Origin of the sequence: Neisseria brasiliensis (assembly GCF_009671065.1) — a bacterium.
GTDB lineage: Bacteria > Pseudomonadota > Gammaproteobacteria > Burkholderiales > Neisseriaceae > Neisseria > Neisseria brasiliensis.
In genome coordinates this window covers 692,307-714,828 of sequence record NZ_CP046027.1, presented here as the reverse complement: position 1 = coordinate 714,828, position 22,522 = coordinate 692,307, and the positions used below count along the sequence as shown (strand labels likewise).

General features: G+C 49.5%; 24 protein-coding genes and 1 other RNA gene. 4 read left to right on the top strand and 21 right to left on the bottom strand.

Annotation, left to right across the window (positions count from 1 at the left end; translation table 11 throughout):
• Positions 1–189: 189 nt before the first annotated feature.
• The gene (gene ftsZ, locus GJV52_RS03640) at positions 190–1,398 is read left to right on the top strand and encodes a cell division protein FtsZ (protein ID WP_100562556.1); all 1,209 of its coding nucleotides are present in this window, start codon (positions 190–192) and stop codon (positions 1,396–1,398) included.
• A 138-nt stretch (positions 1,399–1,536) separates the two neighbouring features.
• On the opposite strand, the gene murU is transcribed toward ftsZ, so the two are convergent.
• Positions 1,537–2,235, bottom strand: coding sequence for an N-acetylmuramate alpha-1-phosphate uridylyltransferase MurU (gene murU, locus GJV52_RS03635; protein ID WP_095502322.1), 699 nt, complete (start codon positions 2,233–2,235; stop codon positions 1,537–1,539).
• 218 nt (positions 2,236–2,453) lie between these two features.
• On the opposite strand from murU, the gene GJV52_RS03630 reads away from it, so the two are divergent.
• On the top strand, positions 2,454–2,933 hold the full coding sequence (locus GJV52_RS03630; RefSeq protein ID WP_095502323.1) for an META domain-containing protein: 480 nt from the start codon (positions 2,454–2,456) through the stop codon (positions 2,931–2,933).
• A 51-nt stretch (positions 2,934–2,984) separates the two neighbouring features.
• Here GJV52_RS03630 and hpaC read toward each other — a convergent pair whose 3' ends face one another.
• From hpaC to GJV52_RS03580, 10 genes are all read right to left on the bottom strand, one after another.
• On the bottom strand, positions 2,985–3,485 hold the full coding sequence (gene hpaC / locus GJV52_RS03625) for a 4-hydroxyphenylacetate 3-monooxygenase, reductase component (protein WP_095502324.1): 501 nt from the start codon (positions 3,483–3,485) through the stop codon (positions 2,985–2,987).
• 14 nt (positions 3,486–3,499) lie between these two features.
• Positions 3,500–3,937: a homoprotocatechuate degradation operon regulator HpaR gene (gene hpaR / locus GJV52_RS03620; protein WP_095502325.1), complete on the bottom strand. Its 438-nt coding sequence runs from the start codon at positions 3,935–3,937 to the stop codon at positions 3,500–3,502.
• 358 nt (positions 3,938–4,295) lie between these two features.
• Positions 4,296–4,805 carry a protein disulfide oxidoreductase gene (locus GJV52_RS03615; RefSeq protein WP_095502329.1) on the bottom strand — a complete coding sequence of 170 codons (510 nt, stop codon included), beginning with the start codon at positions 4,803–4,805 and terminating at the stop codon, positions 4,296–4,298.
• A 71-nt stretch (positions 4,806–4,876) separates the two neighbouring features.
• Entirely contained in the window at positions 4,877–5,122 is a 246-nt protein-coding gene (locus GJV52_RS03610; protein ID WP_095502326.1) for a GlsB/YeaQ/YmgE family stress response membrane protein, read from the bottom strand.
• A gap of 269 nt (positions 5,123–5,391) precedes the next feature.
• Positions 5,392–5,784: a 30S ribosomal protein S9 gene (gene rpsI, locus GJV52_RS03605; RefSeq protein WP_095502822.1), complete on the bottom strand. Its 393-nt coding sequence runs from the start codon at positions 5,782–5,784 to the stop codon at positions 5,392–5,394.
• Positions 5,785–5,793: 9 nt separating this feature from the next.
• The gene (rplM, locus tag GJV52_RS03600) at positions 5,794–6,225 is read right to left on the bottom strand and encodes a 50S ribosomal protein L13 (RefSeq protein WP_095502821.1); all 432 of its coding nucleotides are present in this window, start codon (positions 6,223–6,225) and stop codon (positions 5,794–5,796) included.
• A 196-nt stretch (positions 6,226–6,421) separates the two neighbouring features.
• Positions 6,422–6,601: non-coding RNA, 6S RNA (gene ssrS / locus GJV52_RS03595), on the bottom strand.
• A gap of 5 nt (positions 6,602–6,606) precedes the next feature.
• Entirely contained in the window at positions 6,607–6,909 is a 303-nt protein-coding gene (locus GJV52_RS03590; protein WP_100562555.1) for a cell division protein ZapA, read from the bottom strand.
• A gap of 9 nt (positions 6,910–6,918) precedes the next feature.
• Positions 6,919–7,245 carry a hypothetical protein gene (locus GJV52_RS03585; RefSeq protein ID WP_095502819.1) on the bottom strand — a complete coding sequence of 109 codons (327 nt, stop codon included), beginning with the start codon at positions 7,243–7,245 and terminating at the stop codon, positions 6,919–6,921.
• Between the two features lie 112 nt (positions 7,246–7,357).
• A complete protein-coding gene (locus GJV52_RS03580; RefSeq protein WP_100562553.1) occupies positions 7,358–8,347 on the bottom strand; it encodes an NAD(P)H-dependent glycerol-3-phosphate dehydrogenase in 990 nt (329 codons plus the stop codon).
• Between the two features lie 337 nt (positions 8,348–8,684).
• Here GJV52_RS03580 and GJV52_RS03575 point away from each other — a divergent pair, with 337 nt between their 5' ends.
• Entirely contained in the window at positions 8,685–9,866 is a 1,182-nt protein-coding gene (locus GJV52_RS03575; RefSeq protein ID WP_095502817.1) for a cytochrome-c peroxidase, read from the top strand.
• Positions 9,867–9,926: 60 nt separating this feature from the next.
• Here the strand turns inward: GJV52_RS03575 and GJV52_RS03570 are convergent, their stop codons facing one another.
• The 6 genes from GJV52_RS03570 to GJV52_RS03545 all read right to left on the bottom strand — a co-directional run bounded on the left by GJV52_RS03570 (position 9,927) and on the right by GJV52_RS03545 (position 14,550).
• A complete protein-coding gene (locus tag GJV52_RS03570) occupies positions 9,927–10,457 on the bottom strand; it encodes a lipocalin family protein (RefSeq protein WP_157798097.1) in 531 nt (176 codons plus the stop codon).
• 183 nt (positions 10,458–10,640) lie between these two features.
• Positions 10,641–11,336 carry a M48 family metallopeptidase gene (locus tag GJV52_RS03565; protein WP_100562551.1) on the bottom strand — a complete coding sequence of 232 codons (696 nt, stop codon included), beginning with the start codon at positions 11,334–11,336 and terminating at the stop codon, positions 10,641–10,643.
• A 3-nt stretch (positions 11,337–11,339) separates the two neighbouring features.
• The gene (locus tag GJV52_RS03560; protein WP_100562549.1) at positions 11,340–12,074 is read right to left on the bottom strand and encodes a lysophospholipid acyltransferase family protein; all 735 of its coding nucleotides are present in this window, start codon (positions 12,072–12,074) and stop codon (positions 11,340–11,342) included.
• Positions 12,075–12,108: 34 nt separating this feature from the next.
• Positions 12,109–12,684, bottom strand: a complete 576-nt coding sequence (gene gmhB, locus GJV52_RS03555; protein ID WP_100562547.1) for a D-glycero-beta-D-manno-heptose 1,7-bisphosphate 7-phosphatase — start codon at positions 12,682–12,684, stop codon at positions 12,109–12,111.
• Positions 12,685–12,726: 42 nt separating this feature from the next.
• On the bottom strand, positions 12,727–13,170 hold the full coding sequence (locus tag GJV52_RS03550) for a DUF7832 domain-containing protein (protein ID WP_100562545.1): 444 nt from the start codon (positions 13,168–13,170) through the stop codon (positions 12,727–12,729).
• A 123-nt stretch (positions 13,171–13,293) separates the two neighbouring features.
• Positions 13,294–14,550, bottom strand: a complete 1,257-nt coding sequence (locus tag GJV52_RS03545) for a BaiN/RdsA family NAD(P)/FAD-dependent oxidoreductase (protein WP_095502811.1) — start codon at positions 14,548–14,550, stop codon at positions 13,294–13,296.
• A gap of 464 nt (positions 14,551–15,014) precedes the next feature.
• Here GJV52_RS03545 and GJV52_RS03540 point away from each other — a divergent pair, with 464 nt between their 5' ends.
• Positions 15,015–16,412 (top strand): TonB-dependent receptor, encoded by a 1,398-nt coding sequence (locus GJV52_RS03540; RefSeq protein ID WP_100562543.1) that lies wholly within the window; start codon positions 15,015–15,017, stop codon positions 16,410–16,412.
• Between the two features lie 137 nt (positions 16,413–16,549).
• Here the strand turns inward: GJV52_RS03540 and GJV52_RS03535 are convergent, their stop codons facing one another.
• From GJV52_RS03535 to GJV52_RS03520, 4 genes are all read right to left on the bottom strand, one after another.
• Positions 16,550–17,791: an aromatic amino acid transporter gene (locus GJV52_RS03535; RefSeq protein WP_100562541.1), complete on the bottom strand. Its 1,242-nt coding sequence runs from the start codon at positions 17,789–17,791 to the stop codon at positions 16,550–16,552.
• 306 nt (positions 17,792–18,097) lie between these two features.
• Positions 18,098–19,165, bottom strand: a complete 1,068-nt coding sequence (locus tag GJV52_RS03530; RefSeq protein ID WP_198511384.1) for an AI-2E family transporter — start codon at positions 19,163–19,165, stop codon at positions 18,098–18,100.
• Positions 19,166–19,291: 126 nt separating this feature from the next.
• Positions 19,292–21,343: a M3 family metallopeptidase gene (locus GJV52_RS03525; RefSeq protein WP_100562539.1), complete on the bottom strand. Its 2,052-nt coding sequence runs from the start codon at positions 21,341–21,343 to the stop codon at positions 19,292–19,294.
• Between the two features lie 321 nt (positions 21,344–21,664).
• The gene (locus GJV52_RS03520) at positions 21,665–22,516 is read right to left on the bottom strand and encodes a mechanosensitive ion channel family protein (RefSeq protein ID WP_100562537.1); all 852 of its coding nucleotides are present in this window, start codon (positions 22,514–22,516) and stop codon (positions 21,665–21,667) included.
• Positions 22,517–22,522 lie beyond the last annotated feature (6 nt).

Here is a 22,522-nt window from a genome sequence, read left to right as displayed (position 1 = left end):
TTCGGTTGGTATCATTGTTTAGGCTGTCTGAAAGCAGACTGTATGTTTTTTGTTTAAAAAGCGCTGAGGAAAACGAACAGATATGGTTCATGGCAGAAGTATTTTGCAAGTGATCGGATACTTCTTATATAATATACAGTGAGAATTTATTTTTAACCGTCCTCACAGCAGGGCGCGGAGGAGTATTGAATGGAATTTGTTTACGACGTAGCGGAATCAGCCGCAAGCCCTGCAGTCATTAAAGTGATTGGTTTGGGTGGCGGTGGCTGCAATGCCATCAACAACATGATTGAAAACACCATTCAAGGTGTGGAATTCATCAGTGCCAATACAGATGCCCAATCATTGGGTAAAAACAATGCGGCCAAACGTATTCAATTGGGCACAAATCTGACCCGTGGTTTGGGTGCGGGTGCCAATCCTGAAATTGGACGTGCGGCTGCTCAAGAAGAGCGTGAAGCCATCGAAGATGCCATTCGTGGCGCCAATATGTTGTTCATTACCACCGGTATGGGTGGTGGTACCGGTACCGGTGCGGCACCTGTAGTGGCAGAAATCGCCAAAGAAATGGGTATTCTGACCGTTGCCGTGGTAACCCGTCCGAGCAATTTTGAAGGCAATAAACGTGGCCACATTGCTCAAAATGGTTTGGAGCAATTGAAAGGTCAAGTGGATTCATTAATCGTGATCCCGAATGACAAATTGTTCACCGTATTGGGTGAAGATGCCACCATGCGTGAAGCCTTCCGTGCGGCAGACGATGTATTGCGTAACGCCGTTGCCGGTATTTCTGAAGTGGTGACCAACCCTGGTTTCATCAACGTTGACTTTGCCGACGTGAAAAACGTGATGGGCATTAAAGGTATGGCCATGATGGGCTCGGGCTTTGCTCAAGGTATTGATCGTGCACGTTTGGCGACCGAACAAGCGATTTCCAGCCCATTGCTGGATGGCGTAACCTTGGATGGCGCACGCGGTGTATTGGTGAATGTGACCACTGCACCAGGTTGCCTGAAAATGTCTGAATACGGCGAAATTATGAAAGTGGTGAACAGCAATGCTCACCCTGATGCCGAATGTAAGTTTGGTACCGCTGAAGATGAAAACATGAGCGAAGATGCGATTCGAGTGACCATTATTGCCACCGGTTTGCAAGAACACGGCCATCAACAAGTCGCACCAGTACGCACTTCTTCACGCGTACAGCAAAGCTTGGGTGGTCGCGAAGAGTATGCACCACAACAAGCACAGCAATCGCACAACATCGATGGTTTGGTACGTTCAGGCCGTGGCACACGCGGTATGAACCTGACTGCTGCTGACTTCGGTAATCAATCGGTTTTGGATGATTTTGAAATTCCGGCTATTTTGCGTCGTCAAAATTCTTCTGATAATTGATTAGATGAACCTTTAAAAAGCCTGCTGAAATAGCAGGCTTTTTTGTTTTAGATAATTGAAATGAAAGGCCGTCTGAATGTTATGTTTCAGATGGCCTTCGTATGTTGTCGTTTGCTGAACCATCAGATAAAACGGGATTTACGCCCAGTTTTCAGCCAGGTGGTTGGCTTCTTCTAATCGTTCGATGGTGCCGACATCCAGCCAAAGCCCATTATGCTTTTGGCCGCTGATTTGTTGTTGATCCATTGCTGCTCGTAAAAGTGGCGCTAATTTGGCGGCTTGATGGGCAGGGGTGTGCTGAAATAAGTCAGGGTGATAAACACCCATGCCGCTAAATGTTAATCCTTGGCCGTTATGTGGATCGGAGGCAATCAGGCCGTCTGAAAGCAGGCCAAAATCGCCTTTTAGGTTGTGTGCCGGATTGTTAACCAGCCATAAATGCGCTAGTTGCTGTTTTTGCGTTAAGGTGTGCGCCACAGAAGCAGCTGCTTGAAAATCAATGTCGGTTAAAACGTCGCCATTGATGACCAAAAAGGGATCATTGCCCAATAAAGGCAAAGCGGTGGCGATGCCACCGGCAGTTTCCAGGCCGCCGGATAGCTCGGGTGAATAGGCAATATTGACGCCGTATTGTGCACCGTTGCCCAAAGTTTGTTCGATTTGTTCGCCCAGCCATGCGTAGTTGATGACAATTTCTGTGATTCCGGCTTGTTTCAGGCGGCGTAAATGCCAGCCGATCAGTGGCTCTTTACCAACTTTTAACAGCGGTTTGGGGCAGGTATCGGTCAGGGGGCGCATGCGCTCGCCACGGCCGGCAGCCAGAATCATTGCTTTCATGTGTGTGTCCAAAAAAATTATGAAATATTTGAAATTGTATAGCCGATAGCATACTTCGACAAGTTGGGGTATGAATGATTCATGCAGTTTATCGAGTTTAACTTCCGATAAGCATAAATTTCAGATGACCTTTTTATCATCTATTATAGTATCGGCATAAAAAAAGAAATAATGATTATGGGGTCTGCGTGATTTTAAACCATTCAGAAAAAATAAAGATGAAGAAAACTGCACTCCTCTTACCTTTGTTGTTGTCAGCCTGTTTCCCAGTGGTAATTCCGGTAGCGAATCCTTTGGATAAAGCACCGAATATTTATGGTGCTTGGCGCTTAAGCGATGTCGGCGGCTATTCACCGAATGATCCTAATGCGATTTTTACCATTAACAATAGTGATGATGGCTTTAGCGCGGTGTCGGAATGTATGAAGGTATCCGGCCGCTACAATGTGGGTGGTAACCATGCGCTGACGTTTAATCAAATTCAAGCGGATAATCAATGCACTGAAAATGTGGCCGAACGCTATTTGCCAAGTGAATTGCAAAATGTGCGTAGCTACCGCTTCAATTCGCGTCATTTGGAATTGTTGAATGAACAAGGCCGCGTAGTGTTGGTGGGTAAGCGTTTGCGTACTGAAAAAGCCACAGGTCAAGCGGATTCGGGTGAGACGCCTTATTTATTGGATGCACGCCGCAATTAAGTATGGATAAGAAAAGGCCGTCTGAAACTTTGTTGTTCAGACGGCCTTTTGCTATGCCAATGATTTAAATTGTCTGCGGAAATACAATAAAGCAGGCGAGATGGTGTCGGCCACTTTGATTTCATTGAGACGGACATAAAAAATATAGTGCGTGCCGATTTCATGCTGCTCGATAACTTGGCCATGCAGATGAGCCAACGCGCCTTCTACTTCGAGTTGACCGGTTTGGCCGCGATGCCAAATATGGTATTCAAAGCGCTCTTCCGGTGAGAGATTGGTCATGCCGGCAAAATGCTCGGCAATGTCTTGCTGGCTGTCTGAAAGCGTGTTGATACATAAATCACGGTTTTGCAGCAAAATCGGGATAATCGCCGCTTCACGGTTGATGCACAGCATAATGGTAGGCGGCTCGTCGGTTACAGATGTTACGGCGGTCATGGTAATGCCGTAACGCCCAGCAGCACCGTCTGTCGTAATGACATGTACACCTGCTGCTGCAGAAGCCATGGCATCACGAAACGGTTGCTTAAGTGTGTGTGTGGAATCAGTCATTCTGTGATAACTTTTTATTTTAAAGCCTGCTCGATTTCAGAGAGCTCGGCCAGCAATTTTTGTAGTGCGTCTAATTTTTCTTTGGTGTAAATGGCCTCAATGGCATCGTAGCGGTCGTCCACTTGCGCACCAATGGTCTGATAAAGCTTTTCGCCTTCTTGGGTCAGCTTCAGATACACGCGGCGCTGGTCGTTGGAAGGTTTCAGGCGTACGGCTAAGCCGGCTTTTTCCAAACGGGTCAGAATGCCGGTCAGGCTAGGACGCAAGATGCAGGCTTTGTTGGCTAAATCTTGGAAATCTAAGGTGCCGTTTTCGGCCAGTAGGCGGATAATACGCCACTGTTGGTCGGTCACGTTGGCTTGGTTCAAAATTGGGCGAAATTGCGTCATCAAGGCTTCTCGCGCTTGAATCAGGGCAATATTAATCGATGCGTGTTTAGATTGGTTAGGCATGAGAAGTTCTCCGTTGTAACTATGGTTCAAATCATGGAAGCGTGGCAGGGTAATAAGGGCTTACGCCTAAGGTTATGGGATGCCGTTGTACAAATTCAGATTGAAACAAATGGCATGCTGCTTGAGCTTTGATTGAATACGGTATTAATTTGTTTTGATGATAATAATGATAAGATTTTTGAGCTATCCTCTAAGCCTATATTAGTATATTTTAGAAATAATCTCAATAGAATCATTAAGTATTAATGTTAAGATAGTTTGTTTATTTTAAAAATAACGATGATTTACACAATAATACCGTTTAATTTTGACAAGCCGATTTTATGTTTAAAATAATCGGATTTCTTAGATACAAATATCAATACATTAGATTACTGATCAGCATACGCAGGCGCAAGCCCCAATAGCTGCTGATGCCGGTAGTGGCGTGGAGCATTTGGCCTTTTTTCACGAAAACAATGGTGGGTGTGACATTGATGTCCCATTGTTGGGCAATCAGGCCGTCTGAATCGTTGACGGTTGGGAAAGATAATTGATTTTGGTTGAGGTATTGTTGTAATGCTGTATCGTCACCTGATTTCAAGGCAATGCTAATCACAGGAATATGGTTTTGGTGAAGTTTCTCAACCGTCGGAGAGGTATATTTGCAGATCCCGCACCATGTTCCCCAGAAATACACAATTGCGACACGGTCTTGGCTAAGTTGATTTAGTGAAGTGTGGTTTTGATTAAGGGTAATTAGATTCTGTTCAGCAAAAGCAATAGGCTGGTTGGGTTTGCGCCACCAGTCAATAGCAATAGAAATCAGCGCAAAAATCAGCGCGGCTTGTAGAAAAGATTTGAGATAAGAGAGTAGTGTGCGTGACATAGTAAGAAGTTTCATCGCAAGAAAAACAGGCCATGCGCGGCCTGCTTTTGTTTTTGGCATCTAGTGAATCATTATTTTTTCACAATGCGCGTGTACACAGCCAAAATGATGATTGCGAAGATGGTGGAAGCAATCCAGCCTGCGCCTTCGCCGACTTGGTACCAACCTAACGCTTCACCAACCACGCCGGCCAATGCCGCGCCGGCAATACCCAAAAGCGTGGTCATGATGAAACCTAATTTATCGTTACCCGGATGTAAAAATTTAGCCAATACGCCAACGATAAAACCTACTAAAATTGTGCCTAACCAGCCCATAATATTCCTTTCATCATTAATATATTCTTGCCGCCTGTTTTGATGTAGTGCGGATGGTTTTATCATACCGAGACGGCGGGTTGAAGTCTTTTTTTATTGCATATCTTTTCAAAAATTAAGATATTTTGCAAGATTGGATCATCGAACTTTAGATGAAAGGGGCGTTAATGGGTGGGTAGGCCGTCTGAAAAATTCGGTAACGGGTGGCAAAGGTAATAAAAAAGCCCGGCAATAATTGCGGGCTTTTTTGGATAATATCTGAAAACGAATTAACGTTTTGAGAATTGTTTTGCGCGACGTGCTTTGCGCAAACCTGGTTTTTTACGTTCCACTTCACGGGCATCGCGGGTTACGAAGCCGGCAGCAGACAGAGCAGGTTTCAAAGCAGCATCGAAGTCGATCAGGGCGCGGGTGATGCCGTGACGGATAGCGCCAGATTGGCCGGTTTCGCCGCCGCCGATAACATTAACTTTAATGTCGAATGATTCTGCGTTTTCAGTCAGAACCAATGGCTGGCGAACAACCATGCGGCTGGTTTCGCGGGCGAAAAATTCGTCAACAGGGCGACCGTTAACGGTGATTTGACCGTTACCTTTGGTCAGAAATACACGAGCCACTGAACTTTTGCGGCGGCCTGTGCCGTAGTAGTATTTACCGTTCATGTCGTGTCCTTATTTCAATTCTAAAACTTTAGGTTGTTGTGCAGCATGGCCGTGCTCTTCGCCGGCATACACTTTCAGTTTTTTGATCATGGCGTAACCCAAAGGACCTTTTGGCAACATGCCTTTTACGGCTTGTTCCAAAGCGCGGCCTGGGAATTGCTCTTGCATTTGACGGAATGAACGCTCATAGATACCGCCAGGGAAGCCTGAGTGACGGTAGTATTTTTTGTCTTCGAATTTAGCACCGGTCACGCGCAATTTGTCTGCATTGATGACGATGATGTAGTCACCAGTGTCGACGTGAGGGGTGTATTCAGGTTTGTGTTTGCCACGCAGACGGTGTGCGACTTCGGCAGCAACGCGACCCAAAACTTTGTCTTGAGCGTCGATGACGAACCATTCGCGCTTCACCTCATGCGGTTTCGCTGAAAAGGTTTTCATAGTGGAAATCCAGATAGATATAGAAAGTTATGGATTTTAAAGACGCTACTGGCTTTTGTCAATCGTATTGAGGCCATCTGAAAGTAATTGTTTTAATAAAACGGCAATAAAAGTTTTTTCGATGGGAATTTGTTGTTTTTACGCGATTGAATGAGAGACTGAAAAAGCCATACCGCGAGGGTATGGCTTTATATAGGGAATCCCCGCACATGCCGTTTCGGCTGAATCCGCTTGAACCTTGTCTGACAAGGCGGTCACCTCGGGTAGTTTCGGGTTCATCTATAAAAGACGATCGCACCCACTACTGCTCCCGGCAACCTGAAGCGAACTTATTGGTTCAAAGGAATATATGCCTTCGCGTACACTGCAGGGAAAAGAAAATCAATTTTGCTCTAAGCGGGACAATGCTTTTTGGCAAGCGTTGTTCATGTCTGTTATTTTACGCTGAAATTCGCCGATTGCCAAATCATCTTTGAGGCTGACTTTTAATAAATCGTGTACAACATTTAAAGCGGCCATGACCACGATTTTGTCGGTGCCGACGATGCGGCCATTTTCTTTAATGGCTTCGCTTTTTTTATTCAGCATTTCAACGGCTTGAATCAGGGTGTCTTTTTCTTCGCTTGGTGTGTTGATGGTCAGGTTGACATTCATGATGTCGAGATTGACTTGTTCGATGCTCATGTGTTGTCCTTAATGTGAAGATTCTTCTTGCGGTAGGCGGGCGAGCAGACGGCTCACTTCTTCGGCACTTTGTTCTAAGGCGCTGCGGTATTGGTCTTTTTCGGCGGTGAGGCTGTCGATTTTGGTCTGCAAATCTTCTTTCAATTTGCCTACTTGCACCAGCAAGGCTTCGCTCAATTCGTCAACGGCGGTTTCGTGCTCGCGCTTTTGTTGCTCTTGCTCGAGTTTGAGGCGGTTGATTTCTTCGTGTAAACGGCGGTTTTCGCCAATCAGCGTTTCAAACTTTTGGGTGAGCTGGTAAACGTTGATTTCCAGTTGGTCAAGGGCTTGGTTCATGGGGAATCATTCGTAAGAAAGGTCGTAACAGTAAGCATAGTGATATGCTCGGCGGCTGTCAATGAAAGGCCGTCTGAAAAAATAGGGTTTCAGACGGCCTCCAAGTTTGGTGTTATTCGAAACGTGCGCTGCGTTCCATCAAACGCTCAACCACTTGCTGCGGCGTCATTTCCTGACGAATCAGTTGCAGCAGAGTTTGGGTGATTGGCATGTCGATTTGGTATTTGCAGGCGGTGTTGAACACTTCTTCGATGGTGCTCACGCCTTCGGAAACGTGGCCGATCTCTTTAAGTACTTGGTGCAGCTCTTTGCCTTCTGCTAAGCCCAAACCAACGCGGCGGTTGCGCGAAAGGGCGCCGGTACAGGTTAGAATCAAGTCGCCAATTCCTGCCAAGCCCATCATGGTTTTCGGCTGCGCGCCCATGGCAACGGCCAAACGGGTAATTTCGGCCAAACCGCGGGTTACTAAAGCGGCGCGGGCATTCAGGCCGTATTCGAGGCCGTCTGAAAGGCCGGTCGCAATGGCCATCACGTTTTTCACTGCGCCGCCGACGGCCACCCCAATCACATCGGTGCTGCCGTATAAGCGCATCACGTTGTTGTTTAATTGTTCAACCAGCGATTCAATCCATGCTTTGTTTTCGGAAGCCAATACCACGGCACAAGGCAATTGCTGCGCCAGCTCTTGTGCAAAGCTTGGGCCGGACAACACGCCGAGAGTTTTATTTTCCGGTAAGACTTCTTTCAAGACTTGGAAGGTTAATAAACCTGTGTCTTGCTCAAAGCCTTTGCATGCGGCTAAAACCGGAATATCGGCGGCACCGTTGGCTTTTAATAATTCTGCGCTGCTGCGCAAGCCGGCAACAGAGGTCACAATCAGCACCAATTCGGAGCCTTTTAAGGCATCGGCCAAATCAACGTGTGCGGTCAGGCTTTCGGGGAATGGGAAACCCAGTAGCGCGTGTTTGTTTTCACGGTCGTTTTGCAAGGTTTCGATGTGTTGGGCATTACGCGCCCACAGAGCGACTTCGTTGTCGTGTTGGGCAAAGTGAACAGCCAGTGCAGTGCCCCAAGAGCCTGCACCCATAACAGTAATTTTCATAGAAATCTTCCTAATAAGATTTGCGCCTAACTTTAAAACAATCGGCCATCGGGTGCAAGTAATACGATGTGATTTGCGCTTAAATACGGGCAACTCTTAGAAATGAATAAGAAAATAAAATTTCAGCTATCTGGTATATAGGGTTTGGCTATAGCGGTATCAAAATTGATTTATCGCAAAAAGCCGTTAGCCGAGTCTGATTATGCTCTATACATAAATTAACCAAAGCAATAACAAACAGCAGTAAACAAATGTAGGATTTTATCAAACCTAACCATAGGGTTCGGCTGCTTCAGGTGAGCAGTGTCTTCCCTTTTTATATATAAAGGAATACGCCATGAAATACCAAACTTTCGGCAAAATTACCCTTTCTCTGGCAGTGTTGGCGGCATTGGCTGCTTGTGGCGACAAGCCGGCCGAGCAAGCAGCTGCGCCTGCTGCTTCTGCACCAGCCACCGCGCCGGCGGCTTCTGAGCCTGCTGCGGCACCGGCTTCTCAAGCAGCTTATGACAACAGCGGCGCTTCGCAAGAAGACAAAGATTTGCTGCAACGTGCGCAAGGCATTTTCAAACCACTGCCGACTCCTGAAGAAATGCAAAAGCTGCGTCCTTTCACGCCTGAGCAAGTGGAGCTTGGCCAATCATTGTGGTATGAGCCACGTTTGTCGAAAGGCAATACTGTAAGCTGTAACTCTTGTCACAACTTGGCTTCTGCCGGTGTCGACAATATGCCGACCAGCCAAGGTCACAAAGGCAGCTTTGGTGGCCGTAACTCACCGACCGTGTTGAACGCGGCAACCTTAGACATGCAATTCTGGGACGGCCGCGCGGCTGACGTGGAAGAGCAAGCGGGCGGTCCGTTGCTGAATCCGGTAGAAATGGCAAACGACAGCGAAGAAGCCGTGGTGGCCAAAATCGTGAATATTCCGGAATACCAAGAAGCGTTTAAAACGGCTTTCCCTCAAGACGGCGCCATCAGTTTCAAAAACATCACCACCGCGATTGCCGCGTTTGAGCGTACTTTGCTGACGCCGACCAAATGGGACGAATACCTGAAAGGCAACATCAATGCCCTGAACGAACAAGAACGCAAAGGCGTGCGCTCGTTTATGGATAACGGCTGTATTGCCTGCCATACCGGCGTAAGCTTGGGCGGTAACTCATTCCAAAAATTTGGTTTGGTACAAGGACCTTACTGGAAATTTATTGAAGACCCGAACCAAGATAAAGGCCGTGCTGACGTGACCAAAAACGAAGCCGACCAATACTTCTTCCGCGTACCGGGATTGCGTAACGTAGCCAAAACTTATCCTTACTTCCACAACGGCAGCGTGTGGGAATTGGATAAAGCGGTGAAAATTATGGGTCAAGCGCAATTGGGTAAAGACTTGCCACAAGAAGATGTGGACAACATCGTTGCATTCTTACACACCTTGTCTGGCTCCGTTTCAGAAAAAGCGCGCACCATGCCTGAATTGCCGTTGTCTAGCCCGATGGAATCTCATCCTGACAACAAATAATATGCAGTCAAACAAAGGCCGTCTGAATGTTCAGACGGCCTTTTTTATAATGAACAATCTTTATTGTACGCTGCGTACCAATTTGGAAACATCGTAGCCTTGTTGTTTAGCGGTTTCGATGTAGCTTTGCAAAGTGGCTTCATCCAGCTTCGGTGAGCGTGACAATACCCACATATATTTGCGGTTTGGCGTACCAACCAAAGCGGTTTGGTAATTGTCGTCTAAGCGCAAAATCCAGTAAGACGAGCGGGCAATCGGCACCCAGTTGACGGCTTTGGGTAAGAATGAAATACGCAATTTGCTGCCGCTCTCATCCACTTTTTTCACTTCCGCATCGGCGCTCATCATGCTGCCGTCTTTTTTGCGGCAGGAATTAGTGATTTTCACCACTTGCTTGTCGGTCAAACGGTATTGGGCTTTGACATCCGATACGCAATCGTCTTGGAAACGCATAGGCAGGCGGACTTGTTCGTACCATGTGCCCATGTAGCGCGGAATATCCACTTTGGCCACGGTTTGCGGCTCGGCGGCTTGGGCGGTCGCGGCAAGGATACCTAAAGACAAGGCGGCAAGTTCGGCAGGAAAACGCATATTCATCCTTTCTTTGGAGAATCAGACAACCTGCTCGGAAATTGAGGCCGTCTGAAAGATAAAGTTGAGATCTTTGCAAAGCCCCAGATTTGAGTGCAGTTTGAAGTTAGAGCAACGCATAATGAAGAAATGTGCCAAAGATGGGGATTTTGCAAAGTGTCTCAAGCTAATGTACCGCATGATTCAGCCCAACACAAACAATTCCTGTCCATGCGCTTTTAGCCATGCTTTGGCGGCGGCGGTGTGCGGCGTATGATGATTGAGCAATGCCCAAAATTTGGCGCTGTGGTCGGGATGGGGCAGGTGGCAGAGTTCGTGGACGCACACATAATCAGCGACAAATTCCGGCGCACCAATCAGCCGCCAATTCAAGCGGATGCCGGTGCGGTGGCGGCACACGCCCCAAAAGGTTTTGGCGTTGCTCAAAGCAGTAGCGGCAGGGTGCATATTCATGGCAGCGGCGTGATCGGCCAAACGCGGCAACAGATATTCGGCGGCGCGTTCATGCAGGAAACGGCGCAAATGGGTTTGCTGTTGCGGCCAGTTTTTTTTCGGCAAACAAATTTCAGACGGCCTCAACGCGATGGTGGCTTGCGGCGCATCGGTTAAGGCCGTCTGAACGCCTTGATACCAAATCCATGCCGGTTTTTCCGAAGGGTTGGTAAGCGGACGGGCAGGCGTTTTGGCTAAAGTTTGGCGCAGTAAAGATTCGTTTTCCGACAGCCATTGTTGCAAACGCGCGGCGCTGAGAAACGGCGGAATATTGATGCTGACTGTTTGGTCGTCGATGGGGCGCAGGATGAGGTTTTTCTTGGCACTGCGTTTTAAATCGATGTCGATTTCAAGGCCGTCTGAAAAAGTGTGGGTGAAGCGCGGCATGTTTCAGACGGTCTTTTTGGGTGCGAACGGACCCTGACCGGTGATTTCGGCTTGACGTGCTTCAATCCAATTTTCGCATTTGGCCATCAGTTCGGCGTCGCTGCCACTGTCGTGCGCAATCGGTTTGCCGATGACGACGGTGACTTCGCCGGGGTATTTCATAAATGAATCTTTCGGCCAGAATTCGCCGCTGTTGAGCGCGACCGGCACGATGTCCATTTCAAACATTTTCGCCATGCGTGCGCCGCCGAGCTTGTATTTGCCGTGCGTGCCGGGCGGCAGGCGCGTGCCTTCGGGAAAAATGGAAATCCAATAGCCTTCGTTTTTGCGCGCCAAACCCTGTTTCATCAATTGGTCGTTGGCTTCGCGGCGGTTGCTGCGGTCGATGCCGATGGTTTTGACCAGTTTCAAACCCCAGCCGAAAAACGGGATTTTAAACAGTTCGCGTTTGGCAACATAAACCTGCGGCGGAAAAATTTCCTGCAAAGCCAAGGTTTCCCAGCCGCTTTGGTGTTTGGAACAGATAATCGACGGCTTGGAAGGGATGTTTTCCGCACCGATTAAGCGGTATTTCAGGCCGATGATGTTTTTCAGCGACCAATTCAAAATCGACACCCAAACTTGTGCCATTTTGTGTGCGCCGCCGAGAAAGGGCGCGGCCAACAGCATAAAGGGGAACAATACAATCAGGCTGACCGATAAAATCAGCCAGTAAATCAGGTTTTTAATCAACAGCATAGTCAGTTTCTTTAAATGTGGCTTTCAGACGGCCTTAAGCTTCATCTGGTTTCAATTCTTCTTGCGTGATGTATTGCGCAAAAGCCAGCAGATTGTCGAAGATTTGCGTGTTTTCCGGCAATTCTTCTTCTTTTTCCTGCAAGTTTTTTTTGCCTTTGCCGGTCAATACCAAAGCCGATTTACCGCCCACGGCATCGATGGCCTGTAAATCGCGTAAGCTGTCGCCGACCAGCCAAGTATCTGCGGCTTGGGCTTGGAAGCGGTCTAAAATATCTTGAATCATGCCGGGCTTAGGTTTGCGGCAGTTGCAGTTATCGTCGGCCAAGTGTGGGCAGAACCAAATGCCGTCAATTACGCCGCCGGCTTGTAGTGCCAAGCGGTGCATTTTGGCGTGCATTTCGGTAAGATCTTGCAGGGTGAAATATTTGCGGCCGATGCCCGATTGATTGGTGGCGACGGCGACGGTGTAGCCCGCTTCGGTGAGAAAGGCGATGGCGTCCATGCTGCCGTCAATCGGAATCCATTCGTCAACGGATTTGACGAAGTCGTCGCGGTCTTGGTTAATCACTCCATCGCGGTCGAGAATGATAAGTTTGTTGTGGGTGGGCATAGTGTGCCTTTCAGACGGCCTGTTGCAACATGGCCGTGTCGATTATTTTAAAGAATGTTTCCAACGCCCAAAGGCCGCCTGAAAAACGGGCGCGAGCAGGGCATAGTTTTGCGGTGTGTCGGCGACATGGTAAAAGCTCGGTAGCTGCGGTGTATCGAGCGTGGTGATGTAGTCTTCCATAAACGCGCCGTAACCTTCGTCTTCATCGTCGTAATAAAAATCGGTAAAGCGTTGACCCAGCTCGGTAAAATCTTCAGGCGTGAGCACGCTGTTCAAATGGTTGCGCACAAACGCCGCGCCGCTGAACGTGCCGTCTAACATGGCAGCGAAATCGGCGGCGGTTTCAGGGGCAGTCTGCCACACCGGGTTTACCAGCCCCTGACCGGCCGCCCATTGGAAATACATGCCCATGTGGGTGGCGGCATGGTCGGGCGACAAATCGGCGGGGTAGTCTTCTTCGATATGAAATTGAAAGTGATCGTACATGGTGGGCTTTCGTGTGTTGAGGCCGTCTGAACAACAAGGTTTCAGACGGCCTATTTTATCAGTAATCTGCTGTATTTCGCATCGTTAATCTGCAAACTCAGGCCGTCTGAACGCGGTTAATATTTACGCCGATTCGCGGCAAACCGCTGCTGCCGCGCACACGGCCGACGACCATGCCCATTGGAAATTATAGCCGCCGAGCCAGCCGGTGATGTCCATCACTTCGCCGATGAAATACAAGCCCGGTTGCAATTTGCTTTGCATGGTTTTCGGGTCGATTTCTTTTACATTTACCCCACCGCGCGTGGCTTCGGCTTTTTTGTGGCCGTCTGAACCGCTGGGTAGAAGCGTCCATTGGTTCAGGCTTTGGCCGAGTCGGGTTAAGACTGCATTCGGCACATCCGCCCATTTGTGCGCGGCATACGGCGCAAACTCCGCGCGGCCAAGCCATGTTTCCAGCAAACGTTCGGGCAGGGTCGGGCAGAGTGATTTCAAGGCGGTGTTGAGCTGGATTTTTTGGCCGTTTTTGCCTTCACACAATGCCGTGGCAAGGTCGGTGTCGGGCACCAGATCGATGGCGATGGTTTGACCGCTGTGCCAATAGCTGGAAATCTGCAAAATTGCCGGGCCGCTCAAGCCTTTGTGGCGAAACAATAAATCTTCATCAAACGATATCCGTGCTTTGCCGCTGCCCACGCTGATGCGCACGGGTAGGGCAATGCCGGAAAGCTGGTCGTAGCCGTGTTCCGCCCAATGCTCGAAACGCAACGGCACCAACGCCGCTTCAGGCGGCACGATACTGTGGCCGAATTGTTTGGCCAATTCATAACCAAACGGCGACGCGCCAATCGCAGGCACGGCCAAGCCGCCGGTGGCCACAATCAAATTGTGCGTCTGAAATTCGCCGTGGCTGGTGTGGAGTTGGAAGCGCGGCGCATCAGCAGAGGCCGTCTGAAACAGATTGACGGTTTCGACTGTGCAAGCCGTATGCCATGCCACGTTGCCTTGTTCGCATTCATTTTGCAGCATGGCGATGATTTCCTGCGCGCTGCCGTCGCAAAAAAGCTGGCCTTTGTGCTTTTCATGATAGGCAATGCCGTGTTTTTCCACCAAAGCAATAAAATCGGCGGCATGAAACTGCGCCAGAGCATGACGCACAAAGCGCGGCTGCTGCGACACATAATAAGCCGAACCGTCGTGGCCGTTGAGGTGGCGGTTCGTGAAATTGCAGCGGCCACCGCCGGAAATGCGGATTTTTTCCCCGATTTTGGTGGCGTGGTCAATCAGTGCAACACGGTGTCCGGCCTGACCGATACGCGCGGCGGCCAACATACCGGCTGCGCCGGCGCCGATGATGGCGGTGTGGAAAGTTTGGAGCATGGTGTGCTGAATAAAATTATCTAAAGAGATGGCTATTATCCGTGTTTTCAGACGGCATAGGGAAGATTTGTTGAGACCGTCTGAAAAATCAGCGTTTATTTAAAATTGAATGCTTATGTGATGGTCATAATCTGGAAGCATGAATATTGAAGCGTTTGCTGCGGATTGAGTTTAGAAGGTTTCAGGCGGCCTTAAATTTGAAAACATGGTTATTGCATATAAAAATGTTATGTTATAACATTTTATTTTTTAACAAGGGATAACGAAATGTTTACAGTGAAGCCTGCGGCTGCGGCCGTATTGTCTTTATTTGCTATGCAGACCGTATAGGCAGAAGTGGTTGATGGATCTGCGCACACTGCCGAGTTGCAAACGGTAGAAGTCAAAGGAAAACACCAAACGATGCAGAGTATGAAGAATTAGGCCCTAAATTCGACCATACCAAACCGGGGCCGTGGGTAGACATGAACACCCGCCGCGCCGATTTGCACGGTGAATGGAAAGAACCTTTGCCTAGTGTGGCCAAAATCAGTCTGCGTTTGTCGCACACCGATTACTACCACGACGAAAAAGATGCCGGCAAAGAAATCGATTTGAATCCCTACGATTCACACGGCACCGCCGATAATTACGGTCGAGCCAATAATATTTTCAAAAACAAAGGTTTTGGCAGCAGAATCGAAGTGCATCACAAACCATATCACGGCTTTACCGGCGTGTGGGGCGCACAATGGCAGCGCAATAAAAGCAGCACCCACCATTCCAAAATCCTATCGGGCGAGTTGAAAGAAAACTGGATGCTGGTAGAAAACACCAACAAACAATTCGGCCTGTTTGCCACCGGCCAATGGCGTTGGAAAGATTTAACGCTTGAATTTGGCGGCCGCACCGAGAAACAGGAAATCCCGATTGAATACGAGCGCGAAAAATTGATTATCCAACGCGGTTGCGACCCGAAAACAAGCTGGCTGTGCTGGCGGCCTAAGCCGACCGTATATGCCCCTGCGCCGGAAATATACAACAAACGCGCCAATTCTTATGCCGCTTCTATGAATTGGGATTTTCATCCCGATTACACCCTGTCGCTGATGTATTCGCACAACGAGCGTCATCCCAGCCCGATGGAGCTTTACTATACCGGCGAACACTTGGCCACCAATTCGTTTGAATACGGCAAAAAAGATTTGGATAAAGAGCAATCAGATAATGTTGAAATCGGCCTGCGTCATGCGTCTGACAAATGGGATTACAACATCAGCGCCTACCACAACCGCTTTGAAAACTATATTTACAAACAAACCATTTTCCAATACGGCACCTTGGCCACATACCGCTATGCCCAATCGCAAGCCCGTTTTCATGGTCTGGAAGGCAGCGTGAGCTACCGTCCGGACGACAAACACCAAATCACCCTGTGGGGCGATTATGTGCGTGGCAAACTGGTGAACCTACCTGATTATATCCGCTACGACACCATAGGCAGCGTCGATGAAGTGCATAAAAAGGCCGACCGCAATGCACCGCGCGTACCACCTGCCCGCATTGGCTTACGCATCAACAACAATTGGAACGAACGCTGGCAAACCAAAATCGACTACACGCGTGTGTTTACGCAAAACAAAGTGTCGTTTTTTGAGTCATTCAGCGATGAACGCCCTGATTTGGTAGAGCGTAAAACCAAAGGCTACCATCTGCTGAATTTAGGTGTTGCTTACCGCAACAAAGTCGGCTCGATGAAATACCGCATTTACGCCGATGCCAATAATGTGTTGAACAAGAAAATCTACACCCATACTTCGTTTTTACCGTATGTGCCGCAAATCGGCCGCAATTTTGTGTTCGGGGTGAACATGACGTTTTAATTGAGTCAAGATTATTGAGGCCGTCTGAAAAACGGTGGAGTGCAATAAAAAAACCTGAGTTCTGTGAGGAACTCAGGTTTTATGTTTAAAGTGAACAGCGTTGAATGATGGAAGATAACTGTTCAGACGGCCTGATATCAGCCTTTAAACACAGGCACAGCACCCATTTGGCTCAAAATTTGCGCGGCAATGTTGATGAGGCCGAAAGCGAATACCCACACCATCAGCCATACGCCGCCGCTGATGCGGTAGCCTTTGCCGAGGCCGAATTTTTGGCGTGATTTGTAGAGCAGCATGGCAGGGATTAATGCTGTCCACACCGTTGCGGCCAAGCCGACGTAGCCGATGGCGGTTACGAAACCGGTGGGGAACAGCAAACAGCAAACCAGCGGCGGCAGAAAGGTCACGGCGGCGGTTTTGCTGCGGTCGGCAGCGGATTCTTTCCATTTGAAAATATCAGCGATGTAGTCGAACAAGCCCAAAGTCACGCCCAAAAACGAGCTGGCAATCGCCATGTAGGCGAAGAACGACAACACTTTACCCATGCTGCCGGTGGGTACAAATTTGGATAAGGTTTCAATCAATACCGATACTTGGCCTTCCGCGGCAATCACGGGGGCAAACTCGCTTCGCGGCAGGTTGCCTTGAATCGCCAACTGCCACAACACATAAATCGCCAAGGCAATCAGCGTGCCGATTTTTAAGGCTTTGGCAACTTTAGGCGCGTCACCGTTGAAGTATTTCAGCAGGCTGGACACATTGCCGTGAAAGCCGAACGAGGCCAAACACACCGGTAACGCGGCCGCCACATAAATCCAATAGCTGGTGTGCGGCGCGGCTTGGGTGTCGAACAACACCGGTAGCTTCACCGTGGAAATCAGGCCTCCGGTCGCCCAGATAAAGGCGATGACCATGCCGCCGATTAAGATGGTGGTCAGGCGGTCAACCAAGCGGGTGGAAGCCCACACGCAAAACGCCAATACGCCGAAAAACACCAATTGGCCGACCGGCAAGGCCACTTCGCTGCCAGTCAGGCTGCCCAAGCCTTGCGCGGTCAAATCGCCGCCGACAAAAATATAGGCATAGGTTAAGAGATACAGCACAAACGCCACCGCCAAGCCGTTCACCATGTTCCAGCCTTTGCCGAGCAAGTCCTTCACCATGGTGTCGAAACTTGCACCATGCGGGTAATGCGTGTTTACTTCCAAAATCATCAGGCCGCTGGAAAGCATGGAAAACCATGTATAGAGCAGCACCAGCAGCGCGCCGGTGAACCAAATGCCCGAGGTGGCCGTGGGGTTGGCAAACATGCCGGCACCGATAATCGTACCGGCAATAATCATCGCGCCGCCCAAGAGCGACGGTTGTTTGGCAGACATAATTAACTTTCTGGGATGAGGTTTCAGACGGCATGGCAAAGGGGTAGGCCGTCTGAAAGTATTAATATTTGTAAAGCGGTTATTATGCCGTAAAGTGGTGGGAATGAAAATAAAAATGCCGAGACCTTTGCAAAATCCCCATTTTGGGCACATTTCTTCGTTGTGCACTGCTCGAAAGCTTGCCTATCTAAGTGATATGCCTGCGCTTTCTGTGCTGCTCTAACTTCGAACTGCACTCAAATCTGGGGTTTTGCAAAGGTCTCTCATGCCATCTGAAATAATTTTCAGACGGCCGTTAGTATGAGCTTAAATCAGCTTCTGCCACTTCATTTCGTTTTTCACATACGCATAATAAACCGGCGCGACCACAATGCCGCCGACGCCGAATATGCGCTCGAATACTATCATCGCCACCAGCAACTCCCACGCGCTGGCTTCAATTTCTGAGCCGATGATTTTGGCGTTTAAAAAATATTCCAATTTGTGAATCACCACCAAAAACACCAACGAAGCGATAGCGACATACAGCGAAATGCCCAAGCTCAAAATGATGATGATGGTGTTGGAAATCAGGTTGCCCGCTACCGGAATCAGCCCGACGATAAAGGCAATAATCAACACCGTCACCCGAAACGGCAGCTCGATATCAAAAAGCGGCAGAATCAGGTAAAGATACAGGCCGGTAAGGAAAGTATCGACCAAGGAGATTTTTGCCTGCGCGATAAACACGCGTTCAAAACTCAGCTCGAAATTGACAATGCGCTGCACCATTTCCCGCTTAAATGCCGGCATGTTGCGGCGTTGGCGGCGCATACGCAAACGGTGGTTGCTCAACATCACGCCGATGATGATGCCCAGTAAAATATGCACGAAAGACGCAATGCTGTGGGTGCTGATGCGGGTCAGCGCGGCGCTGTATTCTTCGATCAGCTTAATGCCGTATTGCTTGATTTGCTCCAAATTATCAGGCAGCAGATTCAGCACAAACTCGGGTAAATCATGACTGCTTTTGGTGTCGGCCAAAATCGCTGCCAGCTTATCCAGCATCACCGATATATTGCCGCCGTGTATCAGATGATAAATACCCATCGACAGTAAAAACAAAATCAGCGACACAATGCCGATGGTCAGCGTGGTTGAGAGCAGGTTGATGTTTTGCACGCTTAACGAGCGGTCGAGCAGCGTATTGCGTGACAGCAATCGGCGGCGCAGCCACAAAATGATGCCGTTGGTTTTGGTGATGAACACATAGGTCAGAATCACCGCAAACAACAACGGCAGCAAACGGAAATACAAAATGCCCCATAAGCTGACGGCCATCATCAGGTAAGTAGCGTTGCGGTAAAGCGTGGGCGAAGGTGGGTGTAGGCTCATGGTGTGCGCAGTTTTTAAGCGTAAAGTTAAGGCGTATTATGCCGTAAAAGTAGGCAGATGGTGGGATAAAGGCCGTCTGAACATACAGTTTCAGACGGCCTTTATCACCACTTAATCAACCTTCAATCAAGCCGCATTGACATCAAAGCCACTGTGGCGCAGCAGGGCATCGATTTGTGGTTCGCGGCCGCGGAAGGCTTTAAACGATTCGGCAGCAGGACGGGAGCCGCCAACAGCCAGAATTTCGCGCCAGAAGCGTTTGCCGGTGGCGCGCAAATCGTCGCTTTCTTCAAAGGCGGCGTAGGCATCCGCGCTCAATACTTCCGCCCATGCGTAGCTGTAATAGCCGGCCGAGTAGCCGCCGGCGAAGATGTGGCCGAAGCTCAAGGCGAAACGGTTGTATTGCGGCGGACGAATCACAGCGACTTCTTCGCGCACATCGTCCAGCACTTGCGCCCAGTTGTTCAGACGGCCTGCATCGGTTTCGCTGTGAATCAGCATGTCAAACAGGGCGAATTCCATTTGGCGTACCATAAACAGGCCGCGTTGGAAGTTTTTGGCGGCGACCATTTTGTCGAATAATTCGCGCGGCAGGGCAGCGCCGTTGTCTTCGTGGGCAGACATTTCCGCTAAGACATCGTATTCCCACACGAAATTTTCCATAAACTGGCTCGGCAGCTCGACCGCATCCCATTCCACGCCGTTGATGCCGCTCACGCCGAGTTCTTCCACTTGGCTCAATAAATGGTGCAGTCCATGGCCGGTTTCGTGGAACAGGGTCAGGATTTCATCGTGGCTCAAGCGTGGTTCTTTGCCGCCCACCGGCGGGGTGAAGTTGCACACCAAATACGCGGTCGGGGTTTGGATTTGACCGGCGCGGTCGCCATCCATAAAGCGGCGGCGGCCTTTGTAGTCGTTCATCCACGCACCGCCGCGCTTGCCTTCGCGGGCATACAAATCCATGTACACGCCGCCGATAATCGCGCCACCGTTTTCCAATTCAAAGTAGCGCACGTCAGGATGCCAAACCGGCACGCGTTTTTCGATGAAATTCACGCCGTATAAGCGGTTGATTTGGGCAAACAGGCCGTGCAGCACTTTGCTGACCGGAAAATATTTTTTCACTTCGGTTTCGCTGAAGGCATATTTGGCTTGGCGCAATTTCTCACCCGCGTAGGTCAAATCCCACGGCTGCGGGTCGGCCAAACCCAATTCTTCGGCGGCAAAGGCACGCACTTCGGCCAAGTCTTTTTCGGCAAACGGTTTGGCACGTTTGGCCAAATCGCGCAGAAAATCGGTGACTTGCGCCGGTGTGTCGGCCATTTTGGTGGCCAGCGACAATTCGGCATAGTTGGCAAAACCGAGCAGCTTGGCGGTTTGTAAGGCGATTTCCAAGGTGCGGTTGATGTTGGCAGTGTTGTCGAATTTACCGTCGTTGCTTAATTCACTGGCGCGGGTGACATAGGTGCGGTAGATTTGTTCGCGCAGTTCGCGGTTGTCGGCGTATTGCATCACGGCCAGATAATGTGGCATTTGCAGGCCGACTTTGTAGCCGCTTTTGCCTTCCGCTTCGGCTGCGGCGGCAAACATGGCTTGCGCATCTTCAGGAATACCGGCCAGCGGCGCGGCATCATCAAAATACAGCGCAAACGCATCGGTTGAGTCCAAAACGTTTTGCGAGAATTGGGCAGACAATTGCGCGCCTTCGGTTTGCAGCGCGGCCAGTCCGGCTTGTTGCTCGGCCGGTAATTCCGCACCGCTCAACACAAAATCACGCAAATCATGCGCGAGCTTGGTTTGTTGTGCTTCAGTCAGGCGGTCGAATTCGGCAGAGGCTTTAATCGCTTTGAAACGATCGTATAATTCAATATCTTGGCCAATTTCGGTAAAAAATACGGTGACTTCCGGCATCAATTCGTTATACACCGCGCGTAATTCAGGCGTATCGACCACCGAATTCAAATGCGCCACCACGCCCCAAATGCGGCCGACGCGCTCGGTGATGTCGGTGAGCGCTTCGACCGTGTTGCGCCAAGTGGTGTCGGGCTCTGCTTTGACCGCCACAATCTGTTCGCGCGCTTCGGCGATGGCGGTTTGCATGGCCGGTTTGATGAGTTCGGTTTGGATTTGGTCGAATTTCGGCTCGTCGCCAAGAGATAATAAAACGTTGTCGGTCATGGGGCTTTCCTTTGTGTTTTCAGACGGCCTTGTGATGTGAGGCCGTCTGAACGAAAAAACGATAAACAATATATAGAGCCAATTTGGTTGAACTCAAGTTCAACATTGAAAACAGTCAGGCCGAGACCTTTGCAAAATCCCTATCTTTGGCACATTTCTTCGTTGTGCGCTGCTCGAAAGCTTGCCTATCTTGCTGATATGTCTGCGCTTTCTGCGCTGCTACAACTTTGAACTGTACTCAAATCTAGGGTTTTGCAAAGGTCTCATGCCGTCTGAAAAAAATCAAACCACCCGATAGGGTGGTTTAAGCATCAGCGCGGATTATGAATCGGCATGCAATAATTGATGCTGCACCCGCAAAAATTCATCCAACACCGTTTGCTGAATTTCCAAACGCTTCGCCACCGGCGCGGCAAAACGCACGATAATGTTGTACACCTTGTCATCATGCGGCACACGGGTCACGCGCGGCTCGGCGGCAGGCGTGATAAACAGCTTTTCCACCTGCACCGCTTCCAGATACTTGGAAATATCGGCAATATAAGGCGCGCACAACGGCTCCAATACCGCCCTCAAACGCGGCACCACCGCATCCGAATCCAAATGAATCGGCACGGGAATTTGCACCGTGTGAATCACATAAGGCCCCAACACATTATCGCGGCGCACATTATGATTGAGCAGCAGGCTGTTGGGGAACGAAATCGTGTCGCCCGAAAGCTGGCCGACCAAAGCATTGGGGCCGATTTCCATCATCAAAGTGTTCAATAAATTAATATCGACCACCCGCCCGCGCAAGCCGTTGATTTCAATATAATCGCCCACCGAATACTGCTTGGTAATCGAGCGCAGGATGCTGCCCGACAAACACATAATCAATTCTTTGGTGGCCACCACAATCGCCGCCGCCACCGCAAACATCGACAAAGCCACCGTCTGAATTTGCGCCGCCCAAATCATCGCCAAACCGAGCAATACCAAAATCAGCGTGACATTGCGGCTCACCACCAACGCGCGGCGCTTGGCATCAATCGACAAATCCGGATGGCTGCGGAAATGCGCGCTCAAAAGCAGCGAGCGCACCGCCAAAATGCCGATAATCATCAGCACCGATTCAATGATTTCATAGCTGACCGGAATCTCTTGCAGCCAAAGTTTTACAGTATCCCACATATCGTG